Source organism: Pseudoalteromonas sp. UBA6610, assembly GCF_002433295.1.
Taxonomy (GTDB): domain Bacteria; phylum Pseudomonadota; class Gammaproteobacteria; order Enterobacterales; family Alteromonadaceae; genus Pseudoalteromonas; species Pseudoalteromonas atlantica.
The window spans coordinates 46841-58846 of the sequence record NZ_DJHW01000023.1; the positions used below are offsets into that span (position 1 = coordinate 46841).

Consider the following 12006-nt stretch of genomic DNA (forward strand, 5'->3'; position numbering starts at 1 on the left):
TCTAAATTACGAGCTGATCAAGGTTTCTAATAAGCTCAGGTTAATCGGTTTCAAAAGTACATGATTAATATTTAAATCTTTGATCTGCTTAGGATCGGGCTCTGCACCACTAACAATCACTAAGCTTAAGTCAGGGTAACGTTCGTTAATTTGTTTACCTAAATCTACACCACGCCCGTCAGGTAAGTGCATATCTAGCAATACCTTATTAAATTGTTGGTCATGATTGAGGGTTTGTAAACACTGTGCACACGTTGAGGTAATAACGGTTTCTACCCCTAAACTTTCTAGCAGCAACTGCGTAATTTGCGCTGCATCTTGGTCGTCCTCAACCAATAAAAAGCGCTGTTTTTTCTCTATTACAGCTTTGTCGCTGTGAATATTTTTAGCTTGAGGCGCATGCTCTGGCGATACTAAGTAATCTTGTAAGCATTGATACAAAGAAGAGCTATCAACGGGCTTTGGTATTACATCGTTAAAGCCAAGGGCGGCAAGCTCTTCGTGTATACCTTTCATAGTGGCGGCAGTAAGCGCAATAATTGGGCCTGTGTAGCCCATTTTTCTAAGCTCTATTGTCGCTTCTTTACCACCCATTACGGGCATATGTATATCAATAAAAATAATATCATAAGGCGAGCGATACGCCTCGGCAATTCTTACTTTTTCAAGCGCTTGCTGGCCATGTTCGGCGTAGTCTACACGCGCACCACATGTGCTAATCATATGGCCAACTAACATGCGTAAATCGCGTAAATCATCAACCACTAATACGCGGCCAGTCACTTTACAGGGGGCCGATTTTGTCTGTAATTGCGAGCCACTACTAAAGTTTAATACTTGGCGTTCTACTTCACTTATATCACCTGGGTACACCGAAATAGTAAAGGTAGAGCCTTCGCCCATTCTAGAAGTTAAATCAATACTGCCGTGCATACGCGCTAATAGCTCGGCACAAATAGCAAGGCCTAAGCCTGCTCCACCAACAGAGCGCGATTCTACATCGGCTATTTGCTCAAAGGGTTTAAAAATTAATGCTTGTTTTTCAGGGGCAATCCCCATGCCTGAATCTTTAATACTAAAAAATAGCATTTCTTGGCCTTCAACCCACTCGGTCCAGGCACTAACCACTATTTCGCCCTTTTCGGTAAATTTAACCGCATTATTGATTAAGTTAATGAGTATTTGGCGTACGCGGGTGGCATCTACTCTCACAATAAGAGGTAAGGGCTGTAGAGACTCAAAGCGAAGCTTTAAGCCTTTATCAAGCACAGATACACGCATTAAAGTGTAAACATCAGCCAGCATGCTATCTAAGTTTACTTCACTTAAGGTGAGCTCTAATTTGTCGGCAGCAATTTTAGATAAATCGAGCACATCGTTTAACAAGCTCAGCAAGTGCTTACCGTTTCGGTAAATAACCCCTAGTTCGTTTTCGGCCTGTTTGCTAAAGTCGCTTTGTAGCAGTAACTCTGTGTAACCTAATATAGATGAAAGCGGGGTACGTAATTCGTGGCTTAAGTGGGCTAAAAATCTGTCTTTTGAGCGGTTCTCTGCCTCGGCTTTTAAACGCTCTACTCGCTCGCCTTCAACATCTTTACGCGCTAAAGCATAACGTATAGCGCGAGCAAACCGGCTCGAACTCATTTCTGTTTTTATAAGGTAATCTACCGCGCCGGCATCAAGTGCTGCAGAGTCTAATTCATCATTAGATTGCCCCGTAAGCATAATAATTGGCCCGCTAAACCCATTAGCAATGGCCTTTTTTAATACACTTAGCCCATTTGAGGCGCCTAATCGATAATCAAGCAAACAAATATCGTGATCGTTTTTACTTAAAATGCTTATTGCTTGCTCAGGAGAGCTTATCCAATCTATGTCAAATGTATGTGAATCTAACTGATCTAAGTAGTCGCAAGTGAGAATGTAATCATCTTCATCGTCTTCTACTAAAAGTAAGCGAGTCACTTTATCTAACATACTACCTCCTTTTAATTGCATTTAATAAGCCCCTAATTAGGGGCTTAATGTTGCTACTTATTTAGTCGTTAAACGTTGTCGGCAGCTCTACAAATTCTACCCAGTATTTTCCTAGGGTTTTCATTAAATCAACCAAGCCATCAAACGTTACCGGTTTAGTAATATAAGAGGCCGCTCCTAAGTTATAGCCTTTAACCATGTCTTCTTCTTGCTTAGAGGTGGTTAAAATAACAACTGGTATGCCTTTAAGGTTTGGGTTTGCCTTAATGGCCTCAAGTGCTTCACGGCCATCCATACGTGGCATATTTAAATCAAGCAAAATCAACCCCGGGCGTGGCGATGAATTTTTATCTTCAAACTTACCCTTGCGCTCTAAGTACTCTAATAATTCAACCCCATCTTCCACAAAATGCAGCTCGTTTAATACACGGCTTTCGGCTAGCGCATCTTGCGTGAGTAGGCGATCATCCTCGTCATCATCTGCCATTAATATTGTAATAGGTTTCACTTTTGAATACGGCATCTAAGCCTCTCCTTGAAGTGTGAAAAGCGTTGTTTCCACAGGTAATTTTATTATGAAGGTTGCCCCTTCACCGTCTTTACTATGAGCGGTAATTATCCCACCATGCCGCTCAACTATACGCCTACAAACTGAAAGCCCAATCCCTGTGCCTTTATATTCCGAACGCCCATGCAGGCGCTGAAATGGTACAAATATTTTATCAGCATACTCTTGTGAGAAACCAATACCATTATCTTTTATGGTAATAATTTGCCAACCCACTTTTTCGTTATGCTCTTCACTAAACTCGTCTTTGTGCTCGTACATTACGCTTATATGTGGCTCAACACCTGGCTTTCTAAACTTAACAGCGTTAGACAGTAAGTTTAAAAACAACTGCTGCATTTGGCTTTTATCGGCTTGAATAACCGGTAGTTCGCCCACCTCTACGTGCGCATTGCTTTCTTTAATGGCAACCTCTAAATCACTTAAAATATCGTTAACTACGCCTTTTAAGTCAGTGTCATCAAAGTCTTTACCTCGGGTTGTTACCCGCGAAAACTCTAGCAAGTCGTTAATAAGGTTAGACATACGTTGCGCTGCATTTTTCATACGGCCTATGTAATCTATGCCTTTTTCGCCCAGCTCATCTTTAAACATGGTTTCTAGGCGGTCACTAAATGCTTGAATTTTTCGAAGTGGTTCTTGTAAGTCATGGCTGGCAACAAACGCAAACTCTTCAAGCTCACGGTTTGAGCGGCTAAGCTCATCTGAATATAAGGTCAGCTCTTGCGTGCGCTCAGACACTTTAGTTGCAAGTGTTTCGTTTTGTATTTCAAGCTCCTCACGGTATTTAGCCGCGTTTCTTAAATTTAGGCGTGTTAATAAAAACATACCTATTATTAAAAGCGCACTGGTAACCGCTGTAATAGCAAAGGTGATTTTTGCTTCATTTTTTATTTGTGCCAGCTTAGAAAAATGGCTCACCTTAAACAGTAATTCTCGGTCTTGAATATCATTAACTTTAACGCGAATATCTTTGTATAGCTCTCGCCCTCTGTGCGTATTTAATACATATAACGCACGGCGCTCTTTGTCATTAGTAGCCAGCTTAACCGTTTGTTTAAGCTCTTTAATTTTAGCTTCTGTTAACACTAATAGCTCAGCAATTCGCTCAGCTTGGCCATCAATTTCAGAGTGTAGAGACTTTACATGCTCCATTTGCGATTCTATTTGCCCTATCGCATCGTAATAAGGCATTAAGTAGTCTTCTTCTTCGGTGAGTAAGTAGCCGCGCTGGCCAGACTCTGCCTGCACAATTGATAAGTGAAGACGCTCAATAGCATCGGCTAATAAGCTGGTGTTATCCAAGCTTTTTTGCGTTTGCGTTAATCCCTGAATAGTACTTAATGCCAAAACTGCATTGCCAACAACAATACACAGTACTATTGCGATAAAAGCGGCCCACGTTATATTCGTTTTACCCTGCTGCTTTTGCTTACTCATTATGTGTAAATACCTAATTTTAAATGACTACTTATTATTAAAATCAGTAATGTTTTGCAAGCTTTCGCTACATTGCTGACAGTTTGAAATTATTTTATCGAGTGCTGCTAACGCTTTATCTTTTGGCATATCGTTTTCTAATACCAGTTTAATGAGCTCTGCATTCATAGAAATTCTATTCAGTGGAGCTCTTGCATCATGTACCAATTTATTTAGCGTATTAACTTCTTTTTCATCACTCATATTACTTCCTATACTTATTCAACCTGAACTCTGGTTAAGAGACTTACTAAAATATTAAATTATAGTGATAACCAAATTCTTTTCTCTAGCCAGAGATTTTCAATGAAAACAAGCCGAATTTACGCGTCAATAGCTGGCCTATTGCAAGCAAATTTAACGCAGTTAACGTTGAAAATAGCTGCTAGAGATAGGTTTATTATTCAGAGTTCAGGTTATTTATATTCTCCAATTCCGCCGTATGCGTTTAATCGGTTATACAATGTTTTTGTACTGATCCCTAGCATTTGCGCAGCTAGCGTTTTATTACCTTGCACCTTATCTAGCGTGGCGTGGATTAACTCTTTTTCGACTTCTTCAATGGTTTGCCCTGCCGAAACATGGTTATCGGCCACTTGCGTATTTACACGCGAAAACGGCGACTCTAAGTTATCCGGAAGTGTAATTTCGCTCGATTGTGGGTCGCTCATAATAAAGGCGCGATGGATAGCGTGGCGAAGTTCACGCACATTGCCTGGCCACTCGTATTGCTGTAGTTCTTTTAGCTGCTCGTTGTGCCAATAAAACGAAGTGCCATTTTCATCATTAAGTTGCTCTAAAAAGGCTTTCGCAAGCAGTGGAATATCTTCTTTTCGCTCTCGCAGCGCAGGAATATCAATGGGGAAAACCGCAAGTCTAAAGTAAATATCTTCACGAATAATATTGTTTTGCGCTAAGTCGGTCAGCGAACGGTTAGTCGCAGAAATAACGCGGCAGTTTATAGGTAATTCACGATTGCCGCCTACACGTGTTACTTTTTTAGTTTCAAGCACACGCAGTAAGTTTGGCTGCATATCTATAGGCATTTCGGTTACTTCATCTAAAAATAACGTACCGCCGTCTGCTTGCTCAAATACCCCTTCTTTACGGGCAATTGCACCTGTAAAAGCCCCTTTTTCATGGCCAAATAACTCACTACCTATTAGCTCTTTAGACAAAGCACCACAGTTGCTCGCCACTAAAGGGCCTTCGCATTGGCTAGCGTTATGAATTGCTTGGGCGACCACTTCTTTACCTGCACCGCTTTCCCCCATGAGCATCACGTTAGCATTGGTTTTAGCTACGCGCTCTATCATGGTGTAAAGCTTTTGCATTGGCTCTGATTCACCAATTAAGCTATTAAAATGGCGAGTAATAGCCGGAACTTTAGTTTTTTTAGCTGTTTTTTTAGGGCCGTTTAATACCAGCTCTAGGTCTTCGCGTTGCAGCGGCTTTAATAAATGCCCAACATCTTGCTCACACATGTCTGCCAAAATCCCTTTTACTGAAGGGTGGCCAGAAATAAGCGTCACTTTTGGAGACTGCCCAATCATTTTTAAATGATCGAGTAAATGAAGACCACTGCCATCTGGCAGCATAAAATCGAGTAATACGTGATCAAAGGTATTATTTTCAAACCATTGATGTGCTTCTTTTAAGCTAGTTGCAGTACAAATGTTGTGCCCGAGGAATTCGACAATGTGGCAAACAACGTCACTAAATTCAACGTCATCATCGACTAAAAGTATGTTTAACATGATAAATCCCTATGCTTTTCTTCTTATTCTACGCACCCTATTTTGCAAATAAAAGGGGCTACTAGAATCTCTTAAAAATGATTAAACTATTGAGTCTTTTAACGTTTAATTTTAACAACCGAGTATGTACGTAAACTTAAGCCATACCGATCATAATTTTTAAAAATAATTAGAATTATTTTTACTACTCGCCTAAGTATACCAGCTGATATAATTTTGCTTTTAAAAAGGAGACAAAATGCAATTATTAAAAACAATGGTCCACCCTGGCATAAATTTAAACCAAGGCACTCAATTTACCCGCCGCACAGGCCGCGCCATTGTGATTAAAGATGCACACATTTTATTAATGTATACCAATCGCTACGAAGACTACAGTTTACCCGGCGGCGGTGTAGATGAAGGTGAAACCCTAGAGCAAGGGTTAATAAGAGAGCTTAGCGAAGAAACTGGCGCGCAAAATATACAGGTTATTAAACCCTTTGGGTTATACGAAGAGTACCGCCCTTGGTACAAAGACGACTTTGATATTATACATATACAGTCGTATTGCTATTTATGCGATACAGACAAAGAGCTTGGCAAAGCACAGCTTGAACATTACGAGCAACAAAATGGTATGACGCCTAAATGGGTCAATATATACGACGCCATTGCACACAACGAACGCACAATGAGCCTTAGTGAAAAACAAGGGTTGTCTATCATTCGTGAAACTTACCTACTAAAACAAATAGCACAGCAACTGTTTAACTAAGGCTGTAAAATTTGCATAAAGCAGTATTTTTTACTGCTTGCTCATCACTCGCTTTTTATTTACATCCCACAATTAAATTTAAAGCGACTACTATTCAATAACTTAAGCTCTATTTTACTTTATAAAACAAACTGGCTTTGTGTTTGCACCCTTACTGATAACTAATTTGTAAGGAGATAAAAATGAGTAACACAGTTAAAACAATCAACCCCGCAACTGAACAAACCATTGATACCTACACGCTGCTTTCTCAAGAGGAAGCTGAGCAGGTAGTAGAAAAATCTCACGAAACATATTTAAAATGGCGCCAAACCTCATTTACCGAGCGTGCTAAGTATTTAAATAAACTAGCCTCTTTATTCGAAGAGCAAAAAGAAGCCATTGCTAAGCTAATGACCGAAGAAATGGGTAAAGTGTACGAGCAAGGATTTCAAGAAATTGAACTGTGCGCTGGTATTTGTCGTTACACAGCCGAAAACGGCCCACAAGTACTAGGCGATGAAGAGCGCGATATGGATGGCGGCCGCGCTATTGTTAGCTACCAACCAACGGGCGTTTTATTGGGTATTCAGCCTTGGAACTTCCCGCTTTACCAAGTAATTCGTTACAGTGCAGCTAACATTATGGCCGGTAACACCACCGTACTTAAACATGCCGGTAATGTATTTGGTATGGCAGAGAAAATCGATACCCTGTTTAAACAAGCGGGCTTCCCTGAATATTGCTTTAGCAACTTACTTATTGATGGCAAAACTGCCAGCGCGCTTATTTCACACAAAGCAATCAGCGGCGTAACATTTACAGGCAGTGACGCTACCGGTAAAAAAGTAGCTGAAGAAGCAGGTAAATACGTTAAAAAAACAGTGCTTGAGCTTGGCAGTAACGATGCCTACTTAGTACTTGATGATGCAGATTTAGACCTTGCTGTTGAAACCTGTGTTACAGGACGCATGATCAACAACGGCGAAACCTGTGTATCGGCAAAACGCTTTGTGGTTGTAGAGTCATTATATGATGACTTTAAAGAAAAAATTAAAGCGCAATTTGAAGCATTAAAAATGGGCGACCCAATGGCCGAAGATACCGATCTAGGCCCCATGGCTCGTGAAGATTTACGCGATAAAATTCACGACCAAGTAATGCAATCTGTTGAAGCAGGTGCAAATGTTGTAACAGGCGGTGAAGTACCATCGCAAACAGGTTACTACTACCCACCGACTATTCTTGATAATTTATCGCCGGGCATGCCAGCATACGATGACGAGTTATTTGGCCCTGTAGCCTCGCTCATTAAAGCAAAAGACAACGACGATGCAATGCGTATCGCCAACGACTCTCGCTATGGTTTAGGCGGTGGTATTTTCTCTAAAGATGAGAAAAAAGCCATTGAACTGGCTAAAAAGCACTTTGATACCGGTATGATCAACATTAACGGTTACGGCCTTGCCCAACCAAACCTACCCTTTGGTGGTGTTAAAGAAAGTGGTTACGGCCGAGAGCACGGCGGCTTTGGTATGCGCGAATTTGTGAATATCAAATGTATTATGATCAATAGCTAATTTAGCTATACACGTATTAAAAGAATATTTATACGTGTTTTAAAAAATATTATTAAGCCTAAAGGTGAGCAATCACTTTTAGGCTTTTTTATGGGCGAATCTGCATGTTTTTATGCACTAATAGATCTATACAACAAGTGTATTTAAAACCGTAAACACTGTGAGAGAAATTAAAAACAAAGCTGTCAATTGACTAATACTGAGCATAGAATTTAGACAACCTGGCTTAGCTAGGCAGGTAAGAGTGGTGAGCAAACGGTCAGTAAACTCGTTTTTGGAGAAAAACGTATTAGAGTATTTATTCGGTAACGCTCTGTTAAGGGGTGAGCAACGCAATACCGAAGCCACCGCATATCGCCTTAAACACTAAAACCAATGCATAGTACAAATGCCACGCGTTACGAATCCCTCTTGAACAGTTTGTAGGTTTTGGGCTTATTCTCTCAATGAACCCCAGTCTATTAGATTTAATTGCTTGCGCCTAATGTAGTAGAGGGTTGCCATAACTAAACTAAACAATGCGCCCGTAAGTAACGAGATATAAACTGCTTCTAAAACTGGTTTACCTAGCTCGCTCCACACTAGAAACCATTGGAAGATTCCCCAAACCGGAGCAGAAAAAGCCACACAAAGCATAACGTTTGCGAAAAAACTCTGATAATAATGCGGTGGTAAATATAGCCCAAGTTTGCTTAACAACTTTACAAGTGTAGGATTGTAGTTCGGCTTCCAAACACCTTCATCACTTAATTCTTTGTGCGCAAGTTGTAGCTTCGTTTCACAATCCATGTAATAGAGGTTGCTGAATTCAGTTTGTTTATGTATTCCAGATGATGGTTGTTCTAATTCTAATTATAAAATAACTTTTATTTCAATAAGGTAGCTGTTAGTGTCGGAGTTTTATAGCAAATTAAATGAAGGAATATTGCTTGAAGTATGTTTTAGCTTTTTGTTTCTTCTGTAGTGTTTATTCTTACGCGACAGGAGTTAATAACTATCGGCTACCCCAAGAAATTACTCTAGATTCACAAATCGTCAATTTAGAATTAGATCCATCAAAACCTACCTTTAGTGGCACCACAATTTTATCGTTAGATATTTCTTCACCAACAGATACTATTAGCTACCACAGCCATGGTTTAAATATTCAGTCTGTGGAACTTTTAATGGATGAATTATTAACAAACTTACCGGTTGAAACGGCAAATAACTATGACATTGTTAAGCATAAGCTCGATCACAACGTTAGTGGTCAGACAAAGTTAGCTATTAAGTTTATTGGGAAATTCTCTAGTCATGGACAGGGTCTATTTGTACAAACAAGTGGTGCCGAAGCAGATTATATTTTCTCACAATTTCAGCCAATGCTTGCTAGGCAAGTCTTCCCTAGTTTAAATGAACCAGATAAAAAAACATCATTTCAGTTTACTTTAACCATCCCTTCAAATTTAACGGCGCTTCACAATACACGTGCTCTTTCTACAAAAATTGATTCAAATAAAAAAACGATTAAGTTTGAAAAAACGGCTGTAATTCCGACAGATGTTTTAGCAATCGCCGTAGGTATGTTTGATAGTAAGAAAATGGAGGAGACTAAATACAAGAGTACTTTGTTTTCGCCACAAGGTTTACAGTATCAATATCATGAAGAATTGCCTCTATTAATCAATAACACAATTGATTATTTGTCAGGCTACTTAGGTAAGCCTTTTCCTTACGACAAATTAGATTTCTTCATCGCACCGTTTGACTCTTCTGCTGCAATGGAGAATGTTGGCTTAATTGCGCTTAGCCCAAAAGAAATTCCCTCGGCCGGAGCAAGTAGCTACGATATGTGCGTGTTCCGAAAACTCGTTGCTCATGAAGTTGCACATATGTGGTTTGGTAACGATATCACTATGCAGTGGTATGACGATTATTGGATGAATGAGTCTTTTAGCGAGTTTTTTGCTGCACAAGTAGTGACTCATTTTTATCCCACAGAAGCACAGTGTACTTATACGCCACAATCAAGTTCATTAGAAAGTGACAACGACATGGATCGAGCTGTAATTACTGAAGTGAAGGTAGCTTCAGAGCAAGATGGAACAGGTCAGCTTGTTTACAGTAAGGGCTTTTCTATACTGGCTATGCTTGAGCAGGCAATGGGGGGGGATGAATTTAAAGAGTCAATTCGCGAGTATGTAAAGACTTTTCAAGGCACAGTTGTGTCATTCGATAGCTTTAAACGCTATATCCCTAAAAACCTAGTAGGAGTGGCCTCCTCATTTTTACAACAGTCATCATATCCATTAGTGACCTTGTATCGTAAAGATGATGCACTTTACTTAAAGCAAGATAACTTCTTTAGGCAAAATAAATTGTGGAGCATTCCGCTTACATTGAAAATTTATAATGTTGGCAATGAGGTTTCTTATAAAAATGTTCTGTTAAATACTCAAGCAATGTTATTGAGTGAAGTTTCGCCTTCATCGCAGGTTTTTATAGACACCAAAGGTGTGGGTTACTTTAGGTATATTGATAAAACAGATAATGCTGAATTTCCACTTCATTTGCTCAGTGATGCAGAAAAGCTGTCTTATATGGAAAATAATGATGCATTGGCAAGCGCAGCGCTCATTGATTATATGGATTATGTTGATACGCTAGTACTAACGCTAAATAGTTTACCTACAGACAGTGTTGAATCCTTAAAAGCACTGAATAGTCTAATAGACTCGTTTATTGAGTTTGTACCAAGCGATTTAAAAGCGCCTTACAGCAGTTATTTACAAGCAAACTTACCAAAGATTATTGATTGGCAAACTGTATTTAACAAAGAAAATGGTGGAGCTTGGCTTTCGTTTTATGGTGTTTATTTGAAATCTGACAGTGCAATAGCCTTTGCTAAAGGAAAAATAAAACAAGGTAAAGTTATTGATTTGCCGGCACGCAGTTCCGTGCTACGAGTAGCCGCCGCAAACTCTACAGACAGTGAATATTTAGCGCTTTTAGCTATGTTCAATAGTGGTGACATTACATTTAAAGAAGATGTTTTGGACTCAATTGGCTACACATTAAAAGAGGAGCAAATTAAAGCGTTTTATGAGTTACTGCTCAATGATTCAACTACTGAGTTTGTTATTGATTACCGTTTCCAGTTTCCAGCATTTTTTGCAGAAAATAGAGAGTTTGTTGCTGCATATTTTTCAAAAAATAAAGGCCGTATTTTAAAGCGGATTCCAAAAGAAGGCGCCCAATGGGTTGTTTATAATTTCATGACCGCTTGTTCAAGTGCAGAAAGTAAATTGATACAAGATACTTTTGAGGGATGGAAAAACATAGAAGGTTTATCAAGTAAATTAGAGGTTATTTTAAATAAGGTTGGAGAGTGTGCTAGGAGCTCAAAAGCGAAAGTAAAAAACTTAGAGCAAAGGATTTATGGTAAAGTTTAAAAATTCCCAAACTATAATAACGACTATGTGATTGGGGCTATTAAATTGTCTAAATATTCCCAATCTAAAACTAAAAACTCTATAAAGAAAAATGCGGTCTAAAAAACTGCATTTTCCCCAAACTATAACTCTAGAAAAGGTGAGCAGAAATGTTCGCCTTTTTTATTTGTGAAGATACGACCAGACAAACTCTTTTTGGACAAAAACGAGTTACTAATAATGACGATGATGATCGTATTATCGTGTCTTCATATAAATTAGTACGAAATACGAACCACAAATTATCTAGCATTGCTTTAAGATGAATAGAAGCCAAAAAGCCGACTTAATGTCGGCTTTTTGGCTGAGTGGTTTAAGGCTTAGCTTTATATTTCTTCCCAATGGTTTTCGATTTCTTCTAGGCGAATTACTTTTGCAGCTTCCTCAGCTTCAGTATCCGACAGTAAATCAAGAAAATAACTTACGGGATTATTTT

At 39.3% G+C, this 12006-nt stretch carries 9 protein-coding genes; 3 read left to right on the top strand and 6 right to left on the bottom strand.

Annotated elements, in window-relative coordinates:
• Positions 1-6: 6 nt before the first annotated feature.
• From B4F91_RS03550 to B4F91_RS03570, 5 genes are all read right to left on the bottom strand, one after another.
• Entirely contained in the window at positions 7-1977 is a 1971-nt protein-coding gene (locus B4F91_RS03550) for an ATP-binding response regulator (protein ID WP_055254961.1), read from the bottom strand.
• Positions 1978-2038: 61 nt separating this feature from the next.
• A complete protein-coding gene (locus B4F91_RS03555; RefSeq protein ID WP_024031669.1) occupies positions 2039-2500 on the bottom strand; it encodes a response regulator in 462 nt (153 codons plus the stop codon).
• A complete protein-coding gene (locus B4F91_RS03560) occupies positions 2501-3985 on the bottom strand; it encodes a sensor histidine kinase (RefSeq protein ID WP_121637056.1) in 1485 nt (494 codons plus the stop codon).
• A gap of 27 nt (positions 3986-4012) precedes the next feature.
• Positions 4013-4228: a hypothetical protein gene (locus B4F91_RS03565; protein WP_004588505.1), complete on the bottom strand. Its 216-nt coding sequence runs from the start codon at positions 4226-4228 to the stop codon at positions 4013-4015.
• Between the two features lie 212 nt (positions 4229-4440).
• Positions 4441-5781, bottom strand: a complete 1341-nt coding sequence (locus tag B4F91_RS03570; protein ID WP_286939145.1) for a sigma-54-dependent transcriptional regulator — start codon at positions 5779-5781, stop codon at positions 4441-4443.
• 238 nt (positions 5782-6019) lie between these two features.
• Between B4F91_RS03570 and B4F91_RS03575 the strand changes: the two genes are divergently transcribed.
• Both B4F91_RS03575 and B4F91_RS03580 read left to right on the top strand, forming a co-directional pair.
• Complete coding sequence (locus B4F91_RS03575) at positions 6020-6538, top strand: NUDIX hydrolase (protein ID WP_054983507.1); 519 nt, start codon at positions 6020-6022, stop codon at positions 6536-6538.
• A gap of 182 nt (positions 6539-6720) precedes the next feature.
• Positions 6721-8097 (top strand): NAD-dependent succinate-semialdehyde dehydrogenase, encoded by a 1377-nt coding sequence (locus tag B4F91_RS03580; RefSeq protein ID WP_004588502.1) that lies wholly within the window; start codon positions 6721-6723, stop codon positions 8095-8097.
• Between the two features lie 435 nt (positions 8098-8532).
• Here the strand turns inward: B4F91_RS03580 and B4F91_RS03590 are convergent, their stop codons facing one another.
• Positions 8533-8886: a DUF6404 family protein gene (locus B4F91_RS03590; protein WP_286939146.1), complete on the bottom strand. Its 354-nt coding sequence runs from the start codon at positions 8884-8886 to the stop codon at positions 8533-8535.
• Positions 8887-9026: 140 nt separating this feature from the next.
• Between B4F91_RS03590 and B4F91_RS03595 the strand changes: the two genes are divergently transcribed.
• Positions 9027-11531, top strand: coding sequence for a M1 family metallopeptidase (locus tag B4F91_RS03595; RefSeq protein ID WP_286939148.1), 2505 nt, complete (start codon positions 9027-9029; stop codon positions 11529-11531).
• Positions 11532-12006 lie beyond the last annotated feature (475 nt).

Excerpts from the sequence above, each read along its gene's own strand:
- B4F91_RS03550 (WP_055254961.1), bottom strand. The coding sequence starts at position 1,977 with ATGTTAGATAAAGTGACTCGCTTACTTTTAGTAGAAGACGATGAAGAT.
- B4F91_RS03555 (WP_024031669.1), bottom strand. The coding sequence starts at position 2,500 with ATGCCGTATTCAAAAGTGAAACCTATTACAATATTAATGGCAGATGAT.
- B4F91_RS03560 (WP_121637056.1), bottom strand. The coding sequence starts at position 3,985 with ATGAGTAAGCAAAAGCAGCAGGGTAAAACGAATATAACGTGGGCCGCT.
- B4F91_RS03565 (WP_004588505.1), bottom strand. The coding sequence starts at position 4,228 with ATGAGTGATGAAAAAGAAGTTAATACGCTAAATAAATTGGTACATGAT.
- B4F91_RS03570 (WP_286939145.1), bottom strand. The coding sequence starts at position 5,781 with ATGTTAAACATACTTTTAGTCGATGATGACGTTGAATTTAGTGACGTT.
- B4F91_RS03575 (WP_054983507.1), top strand. The coding sequence starts at position 6,020 with ATGCAATTATTAAAAACAATGGTCCACCCTGGCATAAATTTAAACCAA.
- B4F91_RS03580 (WP_004588502.1), top strand. The coding sequence starts at position 6,721 with ATGAGTAACACAGTTAAAACAATCAACCCCGCAACTGAACAAACCATT.
- B4F91_RS03590 (WP_286939146.1), bottom strand. The coding sequence starts at position 8,886 with ATGGATTGTGAAACGAAGCTACAACTTGCGCACAAAGAATTAAGTGAT.